Source organism: Halalkalibacter oceani (assembly GCF_023715705.1).
Lineage (GTDB): Bacteria > Bacillota > Bacilli > Bacillales > Bacillaceae_D > Halalkalibacter > Halalkalibacter oceani_A.
This window is the reverse complement of sequence record NZ_JAMBOS010000005.1, coordinates 68,145-90,884: the sequence shown is the minus strand read 5'-3', so window position 1 is coordinate 90,884 and position 22,740 is coordinate 68,145. Positions and strand designations below refer to the sequence as shown.

General features: G+C 46.3%; 22 protein-coding genes and 1 pseudogene. 22 read left to right on the top strand and 1 reads right to left on the bottom strand.

The features are described from left to right. Positions 1 to 23 precede the first annotated feature (23 nt). The 4 genes from sufD to sufB are packed head-to-tail and all read left to right on the top strand — an operon-like array spanning position 24 to position 4,422. Positions 24 to 1,328: a Fe-S cluster assembly protein SufD gene (sufD, locus tag M3212_RS06875; protein WP_251193220.1), complete on the top strand. Its 1,305-nt coding sequence runs from the start codon at positions 24 to 26 to the stop codon at positions 1,326 to 1,328. Next, entirely contained in the window at positions 1,328 to 2,557 is a 1,230-nt protein-coding gene (locus tag M3212_RS06870; protein ID WP_251193219.1) for a cysteine desulfurase, read from the top strand. Before sufD ends, M3212_RS06870 begins: the two co-directional genes overlap by 1 nt. Continuing rightward, complete coding sequence (gene sufU, locus M3212_RS06865; protein ID WP_251193218.1) at positions 2,547 to 2,990, top strand: Fe-S cluster assembly sulfur transfer protein SufU; 444 nt, start codon at positions 2,547 to 2,549, stop codon at positions 2,988 to 2,990. The genes M3212_RS06870 and sufU overlap by 11 nt, the downstream gene beginning before the upstream one ends. A gap of 34 nt (positions 2,991 to 3,024) precedes the next feature. Next, a complete protein-coding gene (gene sufB, locus M3212_RS06860; RefSeq protein ID WP_251193217.1) occupies positions 3,025 to 4,422 on the top strand; it encodes a Fe-S cluster assembly protein SufB in 1,398 nt (465 codons plus the stop codon). A 427-nt stretch (positions 4,423 to 4,849) separates the two neighbouring features. On the opposite strand, the gene M3212_RS06855 is transcribed toward sufB, so the two are convergent. Further along, on the bottom strand, positions 4,850 to 5,692 hold the full coding sequence (locus M3212_RS06855; RefSeq protein WP_251193216.1) for an SDR family NAD(P)-dependent oxidoreductase: 843 nt from the start codon (positions 5,690 to 5,692) through the stop codon (positions 4,850 to 4,852). Positions 5,693 to 5,825: 133 nt separating this feature from the next. Here M3212_RS06855 and M3212_RS06850 point away from each other — a divergent pair, with 133 nt between their 5' ends. From M3212_RS06850 to M3212_RS06765, 18 genes and pseudogenes are all read left to right on the top strand, one after another. After that, the gene (locus M3212_RS06850; protein ID WP_251193215.1) at positions 5,826 to 6,083 is read left to right on the top strand and encodes a MerR family transcriptional regulator; all 258 of its coding nucleotides are present in this window, start codon (positions 5,826 to 5,828) and stop codon (positions 6,081 to 6,083) included. Positions 6,084 to 6,296: 213 nt separating this feature from the next. Continuing rightward, positions 6,297 to 6,443, top strand: a pseudogene (locus M3212_RS06845) (magnesium transporter); the annotation flags it as partial. A 110-nt stretch (positions 6,444 to 6,553) separates the two neighbouring features. Further along, positions 6,554 to 6,991, top strand: a complete 438-nt coding sequence (locus tag M3212_RS06840) for a VOC family protein (protein WP_251193214.1) — start codon at positions 6,554 to 6,556, stop codon at positions 6,989 to 6,991. Between the two features lie 241 nt (positions 6,992 to 7,232). Continuing rightward, positions 7,233 to 7,949 (top strand): FadR/GntR family transcriptional regulator, encoded by a 717-nt coding sequence (locus tag M3212_RS06835; RefSeq protein ID WP_251193213.1) that lies wholly within the window; start codon positions 7,233 to 7,235, stop codon positions 7,947 to 7,949. Between the two features lie 316 nt (positions 7,950 to 8,265). Continuing rightward, on the top strand, positions 8,266 to 9,279 hold the full coding sequence (locus M3212_RS06830; protein ID WP_251193212.1) for a mannonate dehydratase: 1,014 nt from the start codon (positions 8,266 to 8,268) through the stop codon (positions 9,277 to 9,279). 29 nt (positions 9,280 to 9,308) lie between these two features. After that, positions 9,309 to 9,806, top strand: coding sequence for a tripartite tricarboxylate transporter TctB family protein (locus tag M3212_RS06825; RefSeq protein ID WP_251193211.1), 498 nt, complete (start codon positions 9,309 to 9,311; stop codon positions 9,804 to 9,806). A 12-nt stretch (positions 9,807 to 9,818) separates the two neighbouring features. After that, a complete protein-coding gene (locus tag M3212_RS06820) occupies positions 9,819 to 11,330 on the top strand; it encodes a tripartite tricarboxylate transporter permease (protein WP_251193210.1) in 1,512 nt (503 codons plus the stop codon). A gap of 62 nt (positions 11,331 to 11,392) precedes the next feature. Then, positions 11,393 to 12,442, top strand: a complete 1,050-nt coding sequence (locus tag M3212_RS06815; RefSeq protein WP_251193209.1) for a tripartite tricarboxylate transporter substrate binding protein — start codon at positions 11,393 to 11,395, stop codon at positions 12,440 to 12,442. 108 nt (positions 12,443 to 12,550) lie between these two features. After that, positions 12,551 to 12,751 carry a hypothetical protein gene (locus M3212_RS06810; RefSeq protein ID WP_251193208.1) on the top strand — a complete coding sequence of 67 codons (201 nt, stop codon included), beginning with the start codon at positions 12,551 to 12,553 and terminating at the stop codon, positions 12,749 to 12,751. A 72-nt stretch (positions 12,752 to 12,823) separates the two neighbouring features. Continuing rightward, positions 12,824 to 13,759, top strand: a complete 936-nt coding sequence (kdgD, locus tag M3212_RS06805; protein WP_251193207.1) for a 5-dehydro-4-deoxyglucarate dehydratase — start codon at positions 12,824 to 12,826, stop codon at positions 13,757 to 13,759. Positions 13,760 to 13,816: 57 nt separating this feature from the next. Next, positions 13,817 to 15,142: a glucarate dehydratase gene (gene gudD / locus M3212_RS06800; protein ID WP_251193384.1), complete on the top strand. Its 1,326-nt coding sequence runs from the start codon at positions 13,817 to 13,819 to the stop codon at positions 15,140 to 15,142. A gap of 223 nt (positions 15,143 to 15,365) precedes the next feature. Beyond that, on the top strand, positions 15,366 to 16,892 hold the full coding sequence (garD, locus tag M3212_RS06795; RefSeq protein WP_251193206.1) for a galactarate dehydratase: 1,527 nt from the start codon (positions 15,366 to 15,368) through the stop codon (positions 16,890 to 16,892). Between the two features lie 71 nt (positions 16,893 to 16,963). Then, the gene (locus M3212_RS06790; RefSeq protein ID WP_251193205.1) at positions 16,964 to 17,869 is read left to right on the top strand and encodes a hypothetical protein; all 906 of its coding nucleotides are present in this window, start codon (positions 16,964 to 16,966) and stop codon (positions 17,867 to 17,869) included. Then, complete coding sequence (locus M3212_RS06785) at positions 17,866 to 18,294, top strand: hypothetical protein (RefSeq protein WP_251193204.1); 429 nt, start codon at positions 17,866 to 17,868, stop codon at positions 18,292 to 18,294. Before M3212_RS06790 ends, M3212_RS06785 begins: the two co-directional genes overlap by 4 nt. A 310-nt stretch (positions 18,295 to 18,604) precedes the next feature. Next, entirely contained in the window at positions 18,605 to 19,459 is an 855-nt protein-coding gene (locus tag M3212_RS06780) for a DUF72 domain-containing protein (RefSeq protein WP_251193203.1), read from the top strand. A 33-nt stretch (positions 19,460 to 19,492) separates the two neighbouring features. Continuing rightward, positions 19,493 to 20,863, top strand: a complete 1,371-nt coding sequence (locus tag M3212_RS22250) for a bifunctional metallophosphatase/5'-nucleotidase (protein WP_251193202.1) — start codon at positions 19,493 to 19,495, stop codon at positions 20,861 to 20,863. A gap of 82 nt (positions 20,864 to 20,945) precedes the next feature. Continuing rightward, positions 20,946 to 21,242, top strand: coding sequence for a YunC family protein (locus tag M3212_RS06770; RefSeq protein ID WP_434084037.1), 297 nt, complete (start codon positions 20,946 to 20,948; stop codon positions 21,240 to 21,242). A 401-nt stretch (positions 21,243 to 21,643) separates the two neighbouring features. Beyond that, complete coding sequence (locus M3212_RS06765; protein ID WP_251193200.1) at positions 21,644 to 22,588, top strand: thymidylate synthase; 945 nt, start codon at positions 21,644 to 21,646, stop codon at positions 22,586 to 22,588. The last annotated feature ends 152 nt before the right edge of the window (positions 22,589 to 22,740 follow it).

Below are 22,740 nucleotides of genomic sequence, written 5' to 3'. Positions count from 1 at the left end.
AACAATAGTAAAGGGTGGTATGTATGACAGTCGAGACGAACACTTTGTTCGCAAAGGAGCGGATTCAAGCATTCTCGGATGAACGCAAAGAGCCGGAGTGGTTCCGCGCGATCCGGTTAAACGGCTTGGAGCAGATGGAAACTGCGGAGCTGCCAAAGCCGGACAAAACAAAAATTGATAAATGGAATTTTACTCAACCGAATACAGAAGTAGCAAAAAAAGCGAGGCTGGACGCTGTTGAAACGTTGGCACCGGAGATCCAGCTGTTGATTGGTGAAAAGCATTCAGGAGACAATCTCCTTGTTCAACAGGATGCGGAAACCGTGTATCAGCAGTTGTCGGGTGATTTACAGGCGAAGGGCGTCATCTTTACTGACTTCCGGACAGCTCTTGCTGAGCATGGCGATAAAGTGAAGCCGTACTTCGGTGAAGCTGTGAAGGTTAACGAGAACCGTCTGCTTGCTGAGCATGCTGCTTTAGTGAACGGAGGCGTTTTCCTTTATGTGCCGCGCAACGTTCAGGTGGAAGTACCTCTACAGGCAGTATTCACTATTGATACGGTAGAAACAGGGCTCTACAATCATGTCATTGTCGTAGCCGAGGAAAACAGCTCCGTAACTTATGTGGAAAACTACACGTCTTTGACGGACGGTACAGGTTCGGCGAACCTTGTGGCAGAAGTATATGCCGCTGCCGGCGCGAAGATCGCATTCGGAGCCGTCGATACGCTTTCGTCCGGGGTGACAACATATGTTGTACGTCGTGCTCATGTTGAACGTGATGCCCGGGTGGATTGGGCGCTTGGTCAAATGAATGATGGTGACACAGTATCGGAAAATACAACGCATCTGATTGGCGACGGTTCGTGGGCAGATACAAAAACCGTTTCTATCGGACGCGGAACACAGAAGCAAAATTTCACGACGACAATTTTTCACCATGGTAAGCATTCAGAGGGTCACATCCTTAAGCATGGTGTCTTGAACGGCGAAGCGACGTCTATCTTTAATGGTATTTCAAAAATTGAGCACGGTGCGACTAAGTCGAACGGTGTACAGACAGAGCGGGTGCTGATGCTCAGTGAAAAAGCGCGCGGAGACGCCAATCCAATCTTATTGATTGACGAGGATGACGTAACTGCTGGACATGCTGCTTCAGTTGGGCAAGTGGATCCACTGCAGATGTTCTATCTAATGAGTCGCGGAATTTCTCGGAAGGAAGCCGAGCGTCTCGTCATTCACGGGTTCCTGGCCCCTGTCGTGAACCAGCTTCCAATTGAATCTGTGAAGGAGAGTTTGCGCGAGGCTATCGAAAGGAAAGTGCGCTAATGAATGAAAAAGAGATTAAGCAGCATTTCCCCATTTTAGATCAGCAGGTCAACGGAAATCAGCTTGTCTATTTAGATAGTGCCGCTACTTCACAGAAGCCGACAGCCGTGATTGAGGCGATTGATGATTATTATCGCCGCTATAATTCGAATGTTCACCGTGGTGTGCATACGCTCGGAACATTGGCGACGGATGGCTATGAAGGAGCACGTGATAAGGTGCGGGCGTTTATCGGCGCCAAGCAAAGAGAAGAGATCGTGTTCACCCGCGGTACGACAACGGCATTGAATCTCGTCGCCTCGAGTTATGCCCGTGACAACCTGACAGCCGGAGATGAGATTGTGATTACGCCGATGGAGCATCACAGTAACATTATCCCGTGGCAGCAGGTGGCACGCTTAACTGGAGCGACGTTAAAGTATATTCCGCTTCAGCCGGATGGGACAATTGATCTGGCTGATGTTGAGGAAACGATCACTGATAAGACGAAGATTGTCTCTGTCATGCAGGTTTCCAACGTGCTCGGAACGATCAATCCGGTTAAAGAGATCGGTGAGATTGCTCACCGTGCCGGGGCGATTATGGTCGTTGACGGCGCGCAGAGCACACCGCATATGAAAGTCGATGTTCAAGAGCTTAATTGCGATTTCTTTGCTTTTTCCGCTCATAAAATGTGCGGTCCGACCGGGATCGGCGTTCTATACGGAAAAAAAGAGCTGCTTGAAAAGATGGAGCCAATTGAATTTGGCGGCGAAATGATTGATTTTGTCGGCTTACAGGAGTCTACATGGAAAGAGCTGCCGTGGAAATTTGAAGGTGGAACCCCGATTATTGCCGGGGCGATCGGCCTCGGAGCAGCGATCGATTTTCTGGAGCAAATCGGCCGTGACGAAATCGAGAAGCATGAGACAGAGCTGGCAGACTATGCAATGGAAAAGCTTGCAGAGGTGGAAGGGATCACGATTTACGGCCCGCACCACCCGAAAAAGCGGGCGGGTCTTGTCACATTCAACGTTAGTGACGTGCATCCGCACGATGTCGCCACCGTATTGGATAGCCAAGGAATCGCAGTCAGAGCCGGCCATCATTGTGCGCAGCCATTGATGAAATGGCTTGACGTAACGGCAACGGCGCGGGCGAGCTTCTATTTGTATAATACAAAAGAGGATGTCGACGCGCTTGTGGCGGGCTTAGTAAAAACAAAGGAGTACTTTGGTGATGTCTTCTAATAACCTTGATACACTGTACAGACAGGTCATCATGGATCATTACAAAAATCCACGTAACCGCGGTGAATTTGAAGGTGAGACACTGACTGTGAACATGAATAACCCGACATGCGGGGATCGGATTCAGTTGCAAATGAAAGTGGAGGATGGAAAAATAGCGGGAGCCAAGTTTGTTGGGGAAGGCTGCTCCATTAGTCTTGCTTCTGCGTCGATGATGACGCAGGCTGTAAAGGGACTTGAGCCGGAAGAGGCATTGGAGATGTCCGCCATCTTTTCAGATATGATGCTTGGAAAGGATTATGATGAAGATCGTTTTGATTTAGGCGATATTGAAGCGCTGCAAGGAGTAGCGAAGTTTCCAGCCCGGATTAAATGTGCGACTTTGGCTTGGAAAGCGATGGAAAAAGGGCTTCATGATCATCATGATTCGTAGGTTTTGGTTAAGATAATTATAAGGAGGGTTTCAAATGGCGAAGAAAATGCCTGAAATCGGGGAATATCAATATGGGTTCTCAGACCGTGACGTATCGATTTTCCGTTCGAAGCGCGGCTTAACACGTGAAATCGTGGAAGAAATTTCACGGATGAAGGAAGAACCGCAGTGGATGCTTGATTTCCGCTTAAAATCATTAGAATTGTTTTACAGCATGCCGATGCCGCAATGGGGCGGAGATTTATCGGAATTAAACTTTGATGATATCACATACTATGTAAAGCCATCAGAGAAGTCCGAGAAATCATGGGATGAAGTGCCGGAAGAAATTAAAAATACGTTCGATAAGCTTGGTATCCCAGAAGCGGAGCAAAAGTATTTAGCCGGTGTTTCTGCGCAATATGAATCAGAAGTTGTTTATCACAACATGAAGGAAGAATTGTCTGAACAAGGTATTCTGTTTACCGATACAGATACCGCTCTTAAAGAGCATGAGGAAATTTTCAGAGAGCACTTCGGTAAAACGATTCCGCCATCCGACAACAAGTTTGCCGCATTGAATTCAGCGGTTTGGTCCGGCGGTTCATTCATTTACGTGCCAAAAGGAGTCAAGTCGGATACGCCATTACAAGCGTATTTCCGGATTAACTCAGAAAACATGGGTCAATTTGAGCGGACGTTGATTATCGCTGACGAAGAAAGCTCTGTCCACTATGTGGAAGGCTGTACGGCACCGGTTTATTCAACGAATTCCTTACACAGTGCAGTCGTTGAAATCATCGTTAAGAAAAATGCCTATTGCCGTTATACGACAATCCAAAACTGGGCGCCAAACATCTACAACCTCGTGACAAAGCGTGCCGTTGCAGATGCCGGAGCGACAATGGAGTGGGTTGACGGTAACATCGGCTCGAAGCTGACAATGAAGTATCCTGCTGTTATTATGCGCGGTGAAGGAGCGAAAGGAACAGTGCTTTCGATCGCGATTGCCGGTAAAGGTCAGCATCAGGATGCTGGTGCGAAGGTGAGTCACCTTGCTCCAAATTGTTCTTCAACGATTGTATCGAAGTCGATTTCTAAGCATGGCGGGAAAGTAACCTACCGTGGAATATGCCACTTCGGCCGCCGTTCGGAAGGATCGAAGTCAAAGATTGAATGTGATACGTTGATTATGGATAACGAATCAACATCAGATACAATTCCATACAACGAAATTTTAAATAACAACATCACCCTGGAGCACGAAGCAACCGTTTCGAAAGTATCGGAAGACCAATTGTTCTACTTGATGAGCCGCGGTATCTCTGAGCAGGAAGCAACAGAAATGATCGTCATGGGCTTCATCGAGCCGTTCACAAAAGAACTTCCAATGGAATACGCGGTCGAAATGAACCGTTTGATCAAGTTCGAAATGGAAGGTTCTATTGGATAATGAAGATTAACCCTTGTTTATCAAGGGTTTTTCTTTTTTTGCGCATGCAGCTTTAACATGATTTTATGATGTATAAGCAGTAAATTTTGTAAATGCATCTGTTGTAGTGTGACAAGGCAGGGGAAATCCTTGCTTTTTATGTTGTATTAAAAACATATATTGGATAAAAATAAGATTTGTCTCTATGATGAGACAAATTTAATCAGTGTGAATATTTTTATTATTTAAAATAACTATTATTGAACTAGCGAGCAGATTAGTAGAAATAGAATTGTTTGTGTCTGGCCATTCATAAACAATTATTCGAACTCTTCCTGGTAGCTTATTTTAAAGAACTTAACCTCAACCTTGTAGCTTTTCTCTAAAAAAGTAATAAAACTATAATAAAGAGGCTATCGAGAAAGTTTCGAAAGCCTTCTTGTCTTAATCAAAGTGGCAAATATTCCTTTTCATATACAGTTTTTACTTGTAATAAAACGTTGGGTGCGTGCTGTTTAAATTTGAACTCAGTTGGCTTTCCTTTTGAGATATATAATCCAGCTTCATTTGAAGATCTCTCCAAACCGGCGAACAACCGGCTTGCCCCTACACTAGGATGGGGACCAAATAGACGGATGAACGGCCGTATAATCAGTGGCAAACCTCCATTTCTGCCCTTTCGCATTGTATTGTTATTGCCTGGATCGATACTGATCATGTTCACCCCCTCTCGCTTTAGCTCTGGTGCCAATGCATGTGTCCACAAAGTGATTGCCAACTTCGACGATGCATAGGGGCCAATCAGTTTATGAAATTTTGGTGGGTTCGCCAGTTCTTCCGGTACGAAAATTCTTTTAAAATGAAACGCGTCCGAACTAGTTTGGATCACGATAGCAGGATTTCCCTTTTTTAAGAGATCAAGCAGTTCCATCGTAATGATGAAGGGAACAACTGTCTGAATTTCATAATGCAGCTCACGTCCTTGTGGTGAAAAGCTTAGATTCGGGAAACTGCCCCCAGCATTATTGAATAGCGCATCAAGCTTTGTCTCTTTCTCCTTTATTTGCATCAAAGCAGATTTGAGTTGCGTAAAATCAGATAAATCGGCATGATAAATTCGGATATCTCCTTGACGGATTTTTTGTTGGAACTCTGGATCTTCCTTTGGAAATTCCGAGCGAATTAAAGCAACTACCATCCAACCGTTCTCAATTAATTTTTTTGTAAGCTCCAGTCCTATTCCGCTGTTCGCTCCCGTAACTAGTGCTGTTTTTCTTTCTGACTTTAACACTTTAGTTTACCTCCTATTAGTAAATGACTGTAGTATAAAACATGGAGCTAACTTCAGGTCAATAATAAATAATCAGCTTGACCTGGAGTTGACTTCATATTTTATAATTTACCTATAAAAAGGAGGAAGTTGTATGTATACCATCAAACAGGCTAGCACTCTTACCAAGTTGAGTATTGATACAATCAGATACTATGAAAAAGCTGGATTGCTACCAAAGATTAAACGGCTTCCAAATGGACATCGGGTTTTTTCACAATGCGATATTCAAAGGTTGCAACTGATTGTCTGTATGAAAAAGGCAAGTCTTAGTTTAGAAGAAGTGAAATTATATCTTGATATTGCTGAAACAAGTAAGATGACTTCTGAAATGAAAGCAGGTATGCTCTAACATAAGGAAAAAGTAAAAAGTCAGATGGATCAATTGCAGACTGTGTTAGATTTTATCGATGAAAAATTAGCTGAAGGAACATGGCTAAAGAAGAAAACCTAAAAAAGATTAAACCAACAATCGAAAAAGATAAAATAAGTTGTTGAACATCAATTCCCCTGGCCACAAACAATGTGACACTTGCATAGGCATGCGGATCAAACCCGTTCATGTGTCGTGGGAGCTGTTATGCCTTTACTTATTAATAAACTGAAACTTGATCCTGCATTAGCTTCGGGTCCTTTTGTTACGGCGATTGGTGATATACTCAGCTTATCGATTTACTTTACAATCGCTACCTCTCTTTTGGAGTATTTATAAGTGAAGGATAAACTTCTTACTGCTTTATTCAGCCTTGAATTTGGTATACTTTAGGTAGAAAATTGGGAAAATGATGAGGGAAAGAAACTTTGAAGGGAGCGAGCGCATTTATGGTTGGAGTAGAAATTGATATGGTCGTAAAGGATAGCATAAAGGCATTGGAGTTATATGAAAAGATATTTGAGATTGAGCGGGTGGAGGTTTCCAATTTTCCCCGTGGTGAAAATGAGGCCGTATTTACGTTGTATGGCGTTCGCTTTCATCTGTTAGATGAAAACCCGGAGTTCCATTTGATCGCCCCAACGGCTGAGGATCCAAAAACGAGCTGGATTAATGTATCAGTACCGGATATTAAAGGGACGTATGACAAGGCGATGGAATTAGGCTGCACGGAGGTGCAACCGGTGACAGAGCTTCCTGATCACGGCGTATCAAATGCCATCTTTATGGATACCTATGGCTACATATGGATGCTGCACCAAATACATAAAGAGGTTAGTCACGAAGAACGTCTAAAGCTTTGGGAAGAAAAAAAGAAGAACCAGTAGATGTGATGAACGTTTCTCATCGGTTTAATCCTCACTAGAGATCGCAGGTACACGTTTCTTTCGGTCTGGATTTCTCTAGGACAGTACAAAGCGGTCTATAAGAAGCGGGCAGGATCCTTCCTGGCCGCTTTTTTCGGACGTATCAACAGTTTCGAGCCTGAAACGTTGACAAACTGGGAGACAGTATGTAAAATAAATAAATTGTCTTACAAATTAAAAAGAATACAAAGGAGGGGACATAGTGGGGACAAACAAAGAAGTCGATATTAAATCATTGAATAAAAAATCTCTTTCAAAGCAGGTCATTGATGAAATTATTGGCCTTTTGATGACGGGTCAGCTGAGGCCGGGTGATCGGATTCCTTCAGAGCTTGAATTGATGGAAATTTGTAATGTGAGCCGGCCTGTGATTCGCGAAGCGTTAACGTCATTGGAAGTATTGGGGATTGTCAATCGAAAAACGAGACAAGGTACTTTCTTTTCTGACCGAATTGGCAGTAAACCGTTTGCGATGATGCTGGCGCTTTCTGCCTGGGACATCCCATCCATCATTGAGACAAGAGTAGCGTTGGAGCTTGGGTTGGTGACATTAGCGGCGGAAAAGATTACGGAAGAAGAGCTTGCTAAATTAGAAGAAACGATAGAAGAGATGAAGAAGCTGCCGACGGAGGATTCATCGGAGCTGGATATGATCTTCCATAAGGTCATCGCCCACAGTGCCAATAATCCTTTATTTGAGGGGATGATTGATCCGTTGCAAACCTTTCATCAAAAAGTGCTGGAACAAATCCCGTTGGAAGCCCGGAATTTGGAGCAAACGTTGCAATATCATATCGATATTTTTGATGCGTTAAAAAAGCACGATCCGGTTGAAGCCTATATCAGCATGTACCGCCATCTTGATTTTGTCAGAAAAAAGGCGTTAAGGGGTATGCAGCAAAAAGAAAGCAGCGAATAAACCGGACAAAGCAAACTGGTAGATGCAGCAATGGGCTTCCTGCAGAATGTTGGGGTAAGACATTCCTAACAGGCTAAAAAATCGCGGCGGTACCGCTCATTGCGAGGGGCCGGGCAAAAGGTAAAACACTTTTGTCCCGGCCCTTTTTTGGGTTTGATTCGATTGGCAGCATATTCTTACTGATTTATAAAATTTTGTATTGATTTATAATTTTATTTGTCTTACAATTATATTATCAAACAAAGGCTTTATTCTAATGTTTTTTTTGATTTTAAATGTAAGCGTATTCTTTTTAGGAATAATGGAGGGATTTCTAATGATGAAAGTATCAGTAACGACGACAAGCTTTGAGCTGAGTGACGGCGATTTAAGACAGCTGTGTCAATTGGGAGTGGATTGTATCGATTTTGGCAAAGGGTCCTCATTTCCTGGCGTGAAGGAGCAGGGTTACCCGGATTTGGATGCCGTTTTAAAAATGAAAAAAAGAGTGCGCTCGTTTGGGCTTGATGTCAATCGTGTGACGTTGCCTGATTTATCGGAGACATTTATGAAAAATGAAGAAGGAAGCGAAAAGGAGCTTGAGAACTCGGTCAATGCAGTCAAGGTATTTGGCGAAGCAGGGATTAAAATCGTCAGACAGCGGTTTGCCGGCGATACATTCAACTATATGACAAAAAGCTATCAAGCGCGGCAAAGAGGAGGAGCGATTGCTCGAGGAGAAAGCCTCGGATTTCAAAAGGAACCATATGAAACGCCGACGCTTGAACAACACGAGCAATGGTGGAGCCGGTTCCGTGACGCTTATGCCAAGCTTGTACCGACGTGTGAGGATTATGATGTGAAATTGGCGATGCATCCGTCCGATTCCCCTAATCATGATACCCCGTTTGGCGGATTGGGTTACCGGCGGATTATTGATGAATTTCCGAGTAAACATGTTGGCTACGTTTATTGTGTCGGAACAAGAGCCGAGGAGGGAGGAAGCCCGCTTGTCCTTAATGAAATCAATCAATACGGACGAAAGGATCGGATCTTTCTTGTCCATTTCCGCAATGTAAGAGGGTCGTTGCCGACGGCAGGCGCCTTTGAAGAAGCTCTGCTTGATGATGGTGATATGAACATGTTCAAAATATTGCTTGAGCTTAGAAAGGTCGGCTACAATGGCTGTTTAAATCCGGATCATGTACCGATGATGGAAGGGGACCGCCCTGACCTTGACGGTAACTGGGCGCATTCTAACATCGGCTGGAGCTACGGAAGCGTAGGATTTGCTTATTCGATCGGCTACATTAAAGCCCTTCTTGCCGCATTGGTAGAATTTGAAGGGTAGACGCATTCAGAAACAAGAGGGGGGATTTGATGAGTAAGCAATATAGAGACATTTACGCCAGTGTTTTTCTGCTTCTAGTCTCAATTGTGATGTTTATTGCTTCCTACTATATTCAGCAGATGACGGTGACGGCCATTGGTGCAGATTTTGCCCCGAAGCTCGTCGCGGGCGGCATCTTTGTTCTTAGTCTTATTCTTCTCGCCACTTCGGTACGAAAAGCAAAACAGCCGGCAGAAGCAGTTGAAGGGCCGGAAGAGGAAGAAGAGGCCGGCGAACAGGGTCCTGTCAAGCCCTTATCAGTTGCCGTCACCGCCCTGCTGTTAATCGGCTATATCGCCTTGATGCCTGTCTTCGGCTTTCTGATCATGACAGCTGTTTATCTCTTTTTCCAAATGTATGTGCTTGCTGAAAAAGCCCAGAGAAAAGTGACGTTGTTTATTATCATTTCGGTTGTTTCCTCGGGGACGATTTACTATTGCTTTAAATCAATTTTTTACTTAAGGCTGCCTTCAGGCATTTTAGGATAAGGAGGTGTTGGAATGTTTGAGCTGTTTATGGACGGGGTTGCCGCAGTGATGAGTGTTAAGACCATTTTATTTATCGTGATCGGAGTAATGGTCGGGCTTGTATTTGGCTCGATTCCAGGCCTGACCGCGACGATGGCAATTGCGATCACCCTGCCGATGACATTTGGCATGAGCGCGATGGACGGGATGGCGATTTTAATGGGTCTTTATATCGGAGGGGTTTCCGGCGGACTTGTCCCAGCAATTCTGTTGAAGCTGCCCGGGACGCCATCTTCCATCGCCACGACGTTCGATGGTTATCCGATGGCCCAAAAGGGTGAAGCGGGAAAAGCTTTTGGTTACGCTATTTTATTTTCTTTCTTAGGTGGGTTGCTTAGTATTTTTATCTTAATGCTGCTGGCTCCCCCATTGGCCAATATTGCGTTGAAGTTCGGTCCATTTGAGTATTTTGCGATTACAGTTTTTGCATTAACGATGATTTCAAGTTTAGCAGGAGACTCGTTAGTAAAAGGACTGCTGGCCGGGCTGGTCGGTATTGCGCTAGCAATGGTCGGGTCGGCGCCAATTGATGCCTTTCCCCGTTTTACTTTTGGATACAGCGCATTAGATGCTGGCTTTAATTTATTACCGGTGCTAATTGGACTTTTTGCGGTTGCTGAAATCATTAAAGCTTCTGAAAGAAAGATTGGTAAAGGCCAGTCGGTCCGCTATAAGATGAAAGGGTTTGGCTTTTCGCTAAAGGAGTTTTTTAGTCAGGGGTGGAACGGATTTCGTTCAAGCCTGATCGGGGTCGGGATTGGTATCCTTCCGGGAATTGGAGGAGGAACCGCGAATATTATTGCGTATGTGACGGCCAAAAACCGCTCGAAAACTCCGCAGGAATTTGGCAAGGGCACGCCATCCGGTGTTGTCGCTTCTGAATCTGCTAATAATGCCGCTGTTGGCGGAGCATTGGTACCGTTAATCTCACTCGGTATACCCGGGGATACGGTTACGGCCCTTCTTCTTGGTGGACTGGTTATTCACGGTTTAACACCAGGGCCGCTGCTCTTTCAAAATAACGGGGATGTCGTATACGGCATCTTTATTGCCTTGATTATTGCCAATATTGCGATGATCGCCCTGCTCTATTTTGGAATGAGAGTGTTCACAAAGGTTTTGAGCATTCCGAAGTATATCTTAATGCCGCTTATTCTTGTCTTATGTGTCGTTGGTGCCATCGGTGTTAACAACAGAATGTTTGATGCTGGTGCTCTGTTATTTTTCGGCTTCTTAGGCTATCTGATGCTGAAGTTCAAGTTTCCTGTTGCGCCGGTTATATTAGGATTCATCTTAGGTCCGCTCGTGGAAACCAATTTACGAAGAGGTCTTATGCATACTCAAGGTGATTTTCTACCATTTTTAACGCAGCCTATCGCAGCCGTGTTTCTGGGACTGACCGTGGTTTCTATTTTATTAAAGGTGCGCGCTACAATTAAAAAGAAAAAAGAGACATTCTCTGGAGGAATTAACAGTGGAATGTAGGATTACCGTTTTTAACAGGGATTTTCCTGGTTAGATAAATATACATTAATGGAGGGGTAAAGATGAAAAGAATGAGAAAATCACTAAGCACATTGTTTTTGCTGCTGCTGTTGGCGATCGTCGCCGCGGGATGTTCAAGCGATGAAGGAGCCGGTGGGGGCGGCGAGGAGCCGAATGAAGCAGAAAATGCCGAAACGACAGAAGGCGATGGAGGAGGGGAAGGAAGCGCCGCCGATTACCCGCAGGAGCCAATTACGATAGTCGTGCCTGCCGGAGCTGGAGGAGATACAGATTTAAATGCAAGAACGCTTGGGAAATATTTGGAGGAAGAACTGGGACAGCCGGTTGTAATCTCGAACGTTGGCGGAGCTGGAGGGACAGTTGGTGCCAGGGAAGTACTGGAGGCGGACCCGGATGGCTATACGGGCTTGTTCTTTCACAATTCATTGCTGTTAAACAAAATTCTCGGTCTGGTCGATTTCAGTTATGATGACTTTAAGTTGGCCGGAATCGCGATCCTGGATCATGGGAACACCTTTATGGTCAATGGGGAATCGCAGTTTGAGGATTTGCAGGATATGATTGAGTATGCGAGAGAAAATCCCGGACAGGTATCAATTGCGACAGAGGTTGGCGGTTTTACTCATTTGCAGCTGTTGGCGCTCGAACAGGACCAAGGGATTGAACTGAATATTGTAGATGTTGGCGGTGCCGCTGATAAAGTGGCCGCGCTTCTGGGCGGACATGTCGATATCGTCCCGACATCATTAGGGCTTGTAAATGAATATGTGGAATCAGGAGATATGAGAACGCTCGGCATCATGGCGAGTGAACGCGTTGATTTAATGCCTGATGTCCCGACTTTTCTTGAACAAGGAGTAGAGAGCAGCTTTGAGAAGTTCTTCTTCTTTGGGTTTCCTAGAGAAACACCTGATGAAGTGGTAAGTGCTTTCTCCAGTGCGCTGGAAGCAGTGATTAACAATGAAGCATATGTTGAAGAAGCAAGCGGATATTTAGTGACTCCAACTTATATGGGGCCTGAAGAAGCAAATAAGTACATTGAGGAAACGGAAGCTTATTATGCGGAACTTTATGAAAGCCAGGAGCAATAAGCGGGGAACATAGTTACCTTTTGCCTAGTGGCAGGGCTGTCTCACAAAGATCAAGGCGATCTTATGAGGCAGCCTCTTCTATAAACGTTAAAGAAAGAAGAGGATCGGATGCGTATCGTTAAAATTGAGACGTTTCGCACTAAAGAGCACCCGCGGGAGCTTTTAGTTCGAATCCATACTGATGAAGGAGTTACTGGTTTAGGAGAAACGAACGCGAAGCCGGCTCCGGTTGAAGAGATGATTCATACGATCTTTGCCGATCATCTGTTAGGAAAAAATCCTTTGAAAAAGTTTGACAATATATTTTAATTGTCTTACAATTAAAATATAAACAATTTGTAAGACAATTAAACAATTATTCTATGAAGGGATGGAAGAGTAATGACAAATGCAGGAAAAGTACCGACGGGAATTCTTGGCTTCCCGACAGCGCCACTTACTAAGGAGGGCACTATTGATGCAAAAGCCCTGGCGGAAAACATTGATTTTTTGATTAATGAGGGTCTTTCTTCTATTTTTATTGCGTGCGGGTCTGGTGAATTCCATGCTATCAGCAGAGCCGAGTATCAAAAAATGGTCGAAACAGCGCTGGAAACAGCCAATAAAAGAGTACCTGTGTATACCGGCGTCGGCGGCAATATCACAGATGCCGTGGAACTGGTTAAGCTTTCTGAGGAGCTCGGCGCGGACGGATATTTGATTTTGCCTCCTTATTTAATTAATGGAGAACAGGAAGGGCTTTATCACTATTACAAAACAATTGTCGAATCTAGTAATCTCAATGCGATCTTATATAACCGCGATAATGCCATTATTCAATTAGAGACGTTACAGCGTTTAGTTGACGAGTTTCCGCAAATTGTCGGTTTAAAAGACGGCTACGGAAATATGGAGCTAAATCTGGAGCTGGTTCAGACGATTGGCGACCGGCTTGAATGGTTAAACGGGATGCCTTTTGCTGAAATCACAATGCCAGCCTATGCGGCAATCGGTTTCAATTCATATTCTTCGGCGATGTCAAATTACATGCCGCATATTTCGAGGCTGTATTACGACGCGTTATTGGAAGGGAATCATAAGCTAGTTAGAGAAATATATGTTGACGTTTTGCTGCCGATCAATCGAATTCGAAAGGCGCGTAACGGGTATGCGGTTTCGTTAATTAAAGCAGGTATGGAAATTCAAGGATTTCCGGTTGCCAATGCCGTCCGCCCTCCTTGTATTGCCGTCGAGAAGGAACATTATGAAGAACTTAAAGCGATCATCGCTGACACGCTGGAAAAATACCCCGCTCCACATAAGGAGCATAGCAAATAGGAAAAAGAGTGGAGGGAGAATTCGTTGCTAACTGAACCGACCATCAATGGAAGCAAAATGAAAACACCGATTGTGAAAGAAGTAAAGGTGATTCCGGTCGCGGGTCATGATAGTATGCTGCTTAATCTGAGCGGAGCGCACAGCCCTTTTTTCACACGGAATATTGTCATTTTAACGGACAATGCCGGGAATGTCGGAGTGGGAGAAGTGCCCGGAGGAGAAGGGATTCGTCAAACGCTTGAAGATGCTGTCTCACTTGTCGTTGGTCAGCCGATCGGCGAATATCAACAGATTCTTAACAACGTGCGGCAGCAATTTGCGAGTCGTGATCAGGCGGGTCGCGGCTTGCAAACATTTGATTTACGGATTACGGTTCATGCAGTGACCGCTCTTGAGGCCGCTTTATTGGATCTTGTCGGCCAGTATCTTGGCGTACCTGTCTGCTCCTTGCTGGGCGAGGGGAAGCAGCGTGATCATGTCGAGATGCTCGGGTATCTGTTTTATATTGGTGACCGCCGGCAAACCGAGCTTGCATACCGGAGTGAAGCGGATGGCGAGGATACCTGGTTACAATTGCGCAACGAGAAAGCGCTTACTCCTGAGGCAATTGTCCGTTTAGCAGAAGCAGCCTATGAACGGTACGGGTTTAGTGACTTCAAGCTAAAGGGCGGCGTCCTGGGCGGAGAAGAGGAAATCGAAGCGGTCACCGCTCTCGCTGAACGGTTTCCTGAAGCAAGAATAACATTGGATCCAAACGGAGCCTGGTCATTAGAGGAAGCAATTAAGCTTTGCCGGGATATGCATGATGTACTGGCCTATTCCGAGGACCCATGTGGAGCGGAAAACGGCTACTCCGCACGCGAAATCATGGCGGAATTCCGCCGGGCGACAGGATTGAAAACAGCAACCAATATGGTTGCTACTGACTGGCGGCAAATGGGGCATTCCATTCTGCTGCAATCAGTTGATATTCCTCTGGCGGATCCTCACTTTTGGACGATGCGCGGTTCCGTCCGTGTTGCGCAAATGTGTCATGACTGGGGCCTGACCTGGGGATCGCATTCGAATAACCATTTTGACATCTCACTGGCAATGTTTACTCATGTCGCTGCGGCGGCGCCTGGGACGATAACAGCGATTGATACCCATTGGATCTGGCAGGATGGTCAGCGATTAACAAAGGAGCCTTACCGAATTACGAACGGGATGATAGAGGTTCCAGACAAGCCGGGTTTGGGCATTGAGCTGGATATGGAACGGATCGAGAGCGCTCACCGGCTTTATCTTCAAGAGGGGACCGAAGGGCGTAATGATGCGGCTGCGATGCAATACCTTATTCCCGGCTGGAAGTTTGATCCTAAGCGACCGTGTCTCATCAGATGAGCCGATAAATGAGGCAGAAACAAGAAATATTGAAGACAAAGGGGAAGAGCGGTTCCGGCATGTTGCAATTAATAGGCGGCATGTGATCTTCACCAGAGCTTAAGCCGGAGATGTGCCGAAGGACATCCAATCCTGGGGCACCCTCTCCTTCACTACACCGCGAAAAACATGCCAGGGCTTTATTTACCGTTCTTTCAATCTCATTGAAAAAGGAGAGTTTCGTATGACGACACAGGCGAAAAGAAACGATGTTCCTCTCTATATCAAAGTACATGAACATGACAATGTCGCAATTATTGTCAATGCCGGCGGGCTAAAGGAAGGGGCCGGTTTTTCCTGTGGCTTGGAGCTGATCGAATTTATCCCCCAGGGACATAAGGTCGCATTAAGAGATTTAGAGCAGGATCAGCCGATTATTCGTTATGGAGAAACGATCGGTTACGCGAAAACGGTGATCAAAAAAGGGAGCTGGGTCAAAGAATCGCTGATCAGCATGCCTACCCCGCCGGAGCTCGATCAACTTCCTTTAGCCGGGCAGACTATTGAGCCTTTTCCTCCTTTAGAAGGGTATACATTCGAGGGCTACCGCAATCAGGATGGAACTGTCGGGATTAAGAACGTCCTCGGCATTACGACAAGTGTCCAATGTGTCACTGGAGTATTAGACTATGCTGTAAAAAAAATAAAGCAGGAATTGCTGCCGAAGTACCCAAATGTTCATGACGTGGTCGCGCTTAATCATAACTACGGCTGCGGCGTGGCGATTCAAGCTCCGGACGCCGTCATTCCAATCCGGACGATTCAAAATATCGCGACACATCCGAATTTCGGGGGAGAGGTAATGGTCGTCGGCTTAGGCTGTGAAAAGCTGCAGCCGGACCGCCTGGCTGATCAGGATGATATTCTTTCTCTTCAAGATCAACAAGGTTTTACGGCGATGGTGGCGACAATTATCGAGATGGCCGAGGAGCGCCTGGAGAGATTGAACAAGAGAGAGCGTGAAACCTTCCCTGCCTCAGAGCTCGTCGTTGGTCTTCAGTGCGGAGGGAGCGACGCCTTTTCGGGAGTGACGGCAAACCCGGCAATTGGATATGCTGCTGATTTGCTTGTTCGTGCCGGAGCGACGGTGATGTTCTCCGAGGTGACGGAGGTTCGCGATGCCGTTCACCTGTTGACGCCGCGCGCTGTTAACGAAGAGGTGGGGCGCTCTCTAATAAAGGAAATGAAATGGTATGATCACTATTTGCAAAAAGGCGAGGCCGATCGCAGCGCCAACCCGTCACCGGGAAATAAAAAAGGGGGACTGGCAAATGTGGTTGAGAAATCCCTTGGTTCAGTGGCCAAATCAGGCACAAGCCCGATAGCAGGCGTTGTACCGCCGGGGGAAAAGGCCACACAAAAAGGCCTGTTGTTTGCGGCAACGCCGGCAAGTGATTTCGTCTGTGGAACGTTGCAATTGGCGGCCGGAATGCACCTCCAAGTATTTGCTACGGGAAGAGGAACACCGTATGGCCTGGCGATGGCTCCTGTAGTCAAGGTTTCGACGAGAAATGCCTTACTGGAGCAGTGGAATGATTTAATTGATATTAATGCCGGGACGATTGCAACTGGCGAAGCGACGATTGAAGAGGTTGGCTGGGAATTGTTTCATTTTATTCTCGACGTCGCGAGTGGACGCAAACAAACATGGGCCGATCGCTGGGGAATCAGCAATGAATTGAGTTTATTTAATCCTGCTCCAATTACATGAGCATTGTTTTTGCTCGCATTCAGGCTGGCAGGAACGAAGGTCTGGCTTTTTAGAAAGGAGATGAGAGCTGCATGCGCAGCTATCTCATTTTATCAATGTGCTGCTTGTTTCTGGTTCAATATTTTGCCGGCATCACATGGCTGGGCTATGTCATTGTAGCATTGGCCTTTTTGTCTTTTTGCGCAAGTGTGGCAAATGCCGGCGGCTTTCCAAGAGTGATCGGCCTGGTTATGATGGGAACCGGGGGTGCGGTGGAAGTGAGCAAAGGGACAGGGCTGGAAGGAATCAGTGAAGGGATTTTGCTGATCCTTCCGCTGCTTTGTTTAGTGACGCTTGCCCCTTTGCTATCGATCCCTTTGAAGGCAGGAGGCTATTTTGAATCAGTGGACTCTTTGTTGAAAAAATTACTGCACCACCCGAAACAACTGTTTGCCGGCATTACCTCGATACTGTTTATTCTCAGTCCGATCCTGAGCTTGGGGTCTGTCCGGATTGTCAGTGAATTTCTTTCCGAGTTGAAATTGCCGGCGCGCGTGTCAGCTAAAAGCTATCTGGTTGGGTTCTCGACGGCTGTACTTTGGTCGCCATATTTCGCCTCTGTTTCCCTCGTTCTCTATTATCTCGGTATGCCGGTAGGCTCCTATATCCTGTATGGAATTGGTTTATCCTGTCTTTCTTTGTTTATCGGCAATATCTTGTTTATGATTTGGGAAAAAAAGCATCCGCTTGCTGAGGCGGCTATTCCGGAAAGACCGTTGGAATTCAAGCACCGAAGACAGTTGCTGCTCCTCACCATTTTTGTCCTCCTTTTACTCACTGCGTCCTTACTCCTTGAGTATGTGACGAAATGGTCAATGATCGTGATCGTCAGTTTAATTTCGGTCTTTCTCCCCCTTCTGTGGGGGCTTGTCACAAACAGCTGGAAAAACTCATTCCGTTCCTGCGCAGCTTTCGGGATCAATCCGTACCGTCGATGAGCAATGAAATTATGCTGTTTACAAGTGCCAGGCTGCTGGCTCACGCGATTCAAGGAACCAGTTTTGCCAACAAAATAAGCGGTTTTTTGACGGTCATCGCCGGTCGGTCATTTTTACTTTTTGCGATCGCGGTGCTGGTCATTGTCCTCGCTGTGACGTATATCGGGATTCATCAAATTGCGGTGATTGCCGCACTGGCGATGCAATTGCAGGCTGATGAACTCGGTACAAGCAACCTTGCCCTGGCATTATTGCTGTTGTTGGCCTGGTCCATTTCTACAGCGCTCAGCCCGTTTTCGGGATTGAACCTTATGGTCAGCCGTTTAATCGGCATCTCAGGTGTGGAAACGGGGCTGCGGGCAAATGGCTTACATTTATCGATCTTTGCTCTTCTTGGTGTTGGAATTATTTTACTGATCCATTAAAATCATAACTGGTTTATTTATCTCCCGGATAACGGCACTACTGAAAAAGTGTCCGTGTCCGGGATTTTCTTTGTTTTTGCGAGCGTTCATTTTGTCCTCCGTAAAAGCTTTTCATGATTTATCAGGCACTAGCGGTGATATGGCGGGTCAGGGCCCATTAGAACGACGATGGCAAATAAGCTGGAGTTGAAGGGTGAGGAACGGACTGAATTCCGTTATAATAGAGTGAACGTTGTTTAACGGGTTATCTTTACGCAGATCAGGGAAAAGGAACGATACATTGTATTTGCTGGACAAAGGAGAGGATCAGATGATCTACATCGGAGTAACGGGCTGGACCGATCATGATTCCCTTTATGACGGCAGAGGAAAGGGACTGGATGCCTATGCCGGTCATTTTCCGATAGTTGAACTGGACTCATCATTTTATGCCGTACAGCCGCGCCGCAACATTGAGAAGTGGCTGAAGGAAACACCGAAAAGCTTTCAGTTTATTGTCAAAGCCTATCAGGGGATGACGGGCCATCAGCGGGGCATTCAGCCGTATGAAACAAAGGAGGAGATGTTTGAAGCGTTCCGCCTGTCGGTTCGCCCGGTTGCTGATGCAAACAAGCTCGGAATGGTTCTTTGTCAGTTTCCGCCATGGTTTGATTGCAAAAAGGAAAATGTCCAATGGCTGCGCTATGTGAAGCAGGAGCTGCAGGAATTTCCTCTGGCGCTTGAGTTTCGCCACCAATCGTGGTTTTCAGCGGGAATGAAGGAGAGAACGTTAGCCTTTATGCAGGAGGAGGGCTGGATTCACAGCATCTGTGACGAGCCCCAGGCCGGAGCCGGGTCAATCCCGACGGTGCTGGAGGCGACGCATCCGGAAAAAACGCTGATCCGCTTGCACGGCAGAAATATTCACGGCTGGAACGATCCCGGTAATGGCCGTTGGCGTGAGGTCCGCTATTTATATCGTTACAATGAAGCCGAGCTTTTGGAATGGAAAGAACATATTATGAAACTGGACGAACAAACAAAAGATATATACGTTCTATTTAATAATAACTCCGGGGGGGATGCCGCTGATAACGCCAAGCAAATGATTAATCTGCTTGGAATTGACTACGAGGATCTTGCCCCGCGGCAGCTTAATCTCTTCTTTGATGAAGGGCAAACATAAGAAAGTTTCGGGTAGAAGGGGGGCAGCGAGCGAGTGGCTGTAAAACGTCTTACGCTATTTCATACAAATGATATCCACAGCTGCTTTGATCACTGGGCACAGGTGGTCGCCCATATTAAAAATCAGCGGGATGAGAACACGCTTTATTTTGATTTAGGCGATCATGCCGATCGGAGCAACCCAGTGACAGAAGCCTCGATTGGTCAAGGAAATACGCGCCTGCTGAATGAAGCGCAAGTTGATTATGTCACGATTGGCAACAACGAAGGGATCACCTTTGCGAAGGAGCAGCTGGAGCACCTTTATGACGATGCTGCGTTTCCGGTTGTGTTAGCTAATCTGTTTGAGCAAAACGGCCGGCGGCCTGACTGGGTAAGACCGACGGCTTTACATAGATTGGATAACGGGCTGACGGTCGGACTGATTGGCGTGACGGCTCCATTTACAAAGTTTTATCAGCAGTTGGGCTGGAGAATTGCTCCGCCGAAGCCTGTGCTAAAAGAGCAGCTCGTCGCGCTGAGGCAAGAAGCGGATATCGTCATTTTGCTTTCTCATCTCGGCTTGTTTCGCGATGAGGAGATTGCGGCTGAATTTGAAGAGATTGATGTGATCATCGGCGCCCATACTCATCATGTGCTGCCGGCAGGTAAACGGGTCGTCGGCACATTGATCGCCCAGGCCGGCAAGTTTGGGGCGTATCTCGGCCAAGTTCAAATTGAATACGATACGGAAAGCCAGCAGGTAGTAGAAAGCGAAGCGACGTTAGTAGACATCAGCAAGAGCCCGGAGGATGAGCGGACGAAGACGCTGTTAGCTGATATGAAGGCCGAAACGGAGCGGCTGTTAGCGGAACAAGTTGCTGTTTTGCCGGAAAGGTTGCCTGTTGACTGGCAGGCAAGAACGAAGGGGACTCAGTTTCTTTGTGATGCGTTGACAGAGTGGTGTGGGCAAAAGCTCGGGATGATGCACGCCGGGGTGCTGCTTGAAGCGCTGGAAGCGGGAACGATAACGAAAGCGGATGTTCACCGTGTTTGCCCGCATCCGATTAACCCGTGTGTCGTGGAATTGACCGGCCGTCAGCTCGAGGAAACAGTGAAACGGGCATACTCGCAGGAATTGCGCTATCTCGAGCTGAAAGGATTTGGCTTTCGCGGCAAGGTGCTTGGCCGGATGGTTTTTACGGGCATTGAAGTAGACGGGACGGCTGAGACCGTTCACAGCATCACTGTTCTCGGGGAGAAGCTCCATGCTGATCACGTTTATTCGATTGCCACACTTGATATGTATACGTTCGGTCATTTGCTCCCGGCAATGGCGGATTCGACGTCGAAGCGTTATTTTATGCCTGAATTTTTACGTGATATTCTGGCGTGGAAGCTAAATCAACTGTGGGGAGACGTTTAAAACCGCTCACCTTTTTCGGCCATGGTCATATACTGCTTATATAATGACAATGACCAGATGGGGAGTGGGACAGTTGATTGAAATGAACCCAATTCAAATTGAGGAGCAAACTTTTATCGCTGTGACCCTGAAGCTGCCGAAAACGAATTTCATGGCAGTCATGAATGATACAGGCTATATAATGTGCGGAGCATTGGACGTCGCCTTGTTAAATGAAAAGCTGAAAGAACGTAAAATCGTGGCTGCCCGTGCAGTTGGAGTGAGAACAATCGAGCAGCTGCTTGATGCTCCATTGGAATCAGTGACGCTCGCCGCCGAGGAGCTTGGAATTACGCCGGGAATGCGCGGCAAGGATGCTCTTTTGCGGATGAAGGGATAAAGCAGGCAGGCTTGCCTTCAACCCTTTTCGTGACTCGAAGAAGAGTAATGGCTCCGCGTGTTGCGCGCCTTGCTTCGAGAAACTCACTCGTAGCAAGGCTTTCAAAATCAGGCAACGGCTACGCTCATTACGAAAAAGCTGCTAAAAAAAAATGAAAATCGTACTTTTTCAGCAGCTTCTTTGAAGGCAGCTCTTTAAAAAAATGGATTGAGTGGGAGCGCTGGGTGTGATGCAGGCTTCAATCATGTAAACGAAAGAAGAGACAAGCCTATAGAGTGGTAACCGCTCCGCAGCTGTTTCAAAGAAAAGACGCCTGACGTTTTTCTTTATAAAGCCGGTGACTGATTTAAGGCCAAGTGAGCGGGCTGTAATAGATTGATGAATAGAAGGGACAGAGTAAAATGAAACAATATTTAGAGCTGTGTAACTATGTGCTGGAGCATGGCGTGCGCAAGGAAGATCGGACAGGCACCGGCACGATTAGTGTGTTCGGTTATCAAATGCGGATGAATCTCCAGGACGGCTTTCCGTTATTGACGACAAAACGTGTTCCGTTTCGCTTAGTGGCGACCGAGCTGATCTGGTTTTTGAAAGGAGATACGAATCTCCGCTATCTGCTTGAGCAAAATAACCATATTTGGGATGAGTGGGGCTTTCAAAAGTGGGTGGAATCAAAAGACTATACCGGGCCGGATATGACGAACTTTGGCCTGAGAAGCCAGAACGATTCCGAGTTTGAACAGCTGTATAAGCAGCAGCTGGCGATTTATCAGCAGCGTGTGTTGGAGGACGACCGCTTTGCTAAACAGTTCGGTGATTTGGGAAATGTGTACGGCAAGCAGTGGAGGAGCTGGGAAGGCGCAGATGGTCAGGTGTATGACCAGATTCAATATATTATTGATGAAATAAAGCGCAATCCCGATTCAAGGCGTCTGCTATGTAACGCGTGGAGCGCTTCGGAATTGAAGAATCAACAGCTGCCCCCTTGTCATTATGCTTTCCAATTTTATGTTCATGACGGGAAGCTCAGCTGCATGTTTCATATGCGATCAAACGATGTGTTTCTCGGACTACCATTTAATATCGCTTCCTACGCCCTGTTAACCCATTTGATCGCTCATGAATGCAATCTTGAAGTGGGGGAACTGATTTATACCGGGGCCGATGTTCATATTTACGCCAATCACATTGAACAGGTTCAAACAATGCTGGGACGGGAGCCGAGAGCTTTGCCAACCTTGAAGCTGAACCCTGATCTGAAAAGTATTTTTGATGTTGAATGGGAGGATCTTGAACTGATTGGCTATGATCCGCATCCGGCGATTAAAGCGCATGTTGCGGTATAGGCGATGTCAAAGTTGCAATGTCTCAAAAGGGTAAAAACAACCTTTTTGTGGCATTGCTTTTTTTATTGTGAAGCAGCTTTTTATTTCTGATGTTAACGAATTGTAAAAAATTTACGCTGTCTTAATATCTGAAAATTAAGTCTGTTTTGTTT

Excerpts from the sequence above, each read along its gene's own strand:
- M3212_RS06780 (WP_251193203.1), top strand. The coding sequence starts at position 18,605 with ATGATCTACATCGGAGTAACGGGCTGGACCGATCATGATTCCCTTTAT.
- M3212_RS06765 (WP_251193200.1), top strand. The coding sequence starts at position 21,644 with ATGAAACAATATTTAGAGCTGTGTAACTATGTGCTGGAGCATGGCGTG.
- kdgD (WP_251193207.1), top strand. The coding sequence starts at position 12,824 with ATGACAAATGCAGGAAAAGTACCGACGGGAATTCTTGGCTTCCCGACA.
- M3212_RS06870 (WP_251193219.1), top strand. The coding sequence starts at position 1,328 with ATGAATGAAAAAGAGATTAAGCAGCATTTCCCCATTTTAGATCAGCAG.
- sufB (WP_251193217.1), top strand. The coding sequence starts at position 3,025 with ATGGCGAAGAAAATGCCTGAAATCGGGGAATATCAATATGGGTTCTCA.
- garD (WP_251193206.1), top strand. The coding sequence starts at position 15,366 with ATGACGACACAGGCGAAAAGAAACGATGTTCCTCTCTATATCAAAGTA.
- M3212_RS06790 (WP_251193205.1), top strand. The coding sequence starts at position 16,964 with ATGCGCAGCTATCTCATTTTATCAATGTGCTGCTTGTTTCTGGTTCAA.
- M3212_RS06850 (WP_251193215.1), top strand. The coding sequence starts at position 5,826 with ATGTATACCATCAAACAGGCTAGCACTCTTACCAAGTTGAGTATTGAT.
- M3212_RS06820 (WP_251193210.1), top strand. The coding sequence starts at position 9,819 with ATGTTTGAGCTGTTTATGGACGGGGTTGCCGCAGTGATGAGTGTTAAG.
- M3212_RS06810 (WP_251193208.1), top strand. The coding sequence starts at position 12,551 with ATGCGTATCGTTAAAATTGAGACGTTTCGCACTAAAGAGCACCCGCGG.
- sufD (WP_251193220.1), top strand. The coding sequence starts at position 24 with ATGACAGTCGAGACGAACACTTTGTTCGCAAAGGAGCGGATTCAAGCA.
- M3212_RS06825 (WP_251193211.1), top strand. The coding sequence starts at position 9,309 with ATGAGTAAGCAATATAGAGACATTTACGCCAGTGTTTTTCTGCTTCTA.
- M3212_RS06770 (WP_434084037.1), top strand. The coding sequence starts at position 20,946 with ATGAACCCAATTCAAATTGAGGAGCAAACTTTTATCGCTGTGACCCTG.
- M3212_RS06785 (WP_251193204.1), top strand. The coding sequence starts at position 17,866 with ATGAGCAATGAAATTATGCTGTTTACAAGTGCCAGGCTGCTGGCTCAC.
- gudD (WP_251193384.1), top strand. The coding sequence starts at position 13,817 with ATGAAAACACCGATTGTGAAAGAAGTAAAGGTGATTCCGGTCGCGGGT.
- M3212_RS06840 (WP_251193214.1), top strand. The coding sequence starts at position 6,554 with ATGGTTGGAGTAGAAATTGATATGGTCGTAAAGGATAGCATAAAGGCA.
- M3212_RS06815 (WP_251193209.1), top strand. The coding sequence starts at position 11,393 with ATGAAAAGAATGAGAAAATCACTAAGCACATTGTTTTTGCTGCTGCTG.
- M3212_RS06830 (WP_251193212.1), top strand. The coding sequence starts at position 8,266 with ATGATGAAAGTATCAGTAACGACGACAAGCTTTGAGCTGAGTGACGGC.
- sufU (WP_251193218.1), top strand. The coding sequence starts at position 2,547 with ATGTCTTCTAATAACCTTGATACACTGTACAGACAGGTCATCATGGAT.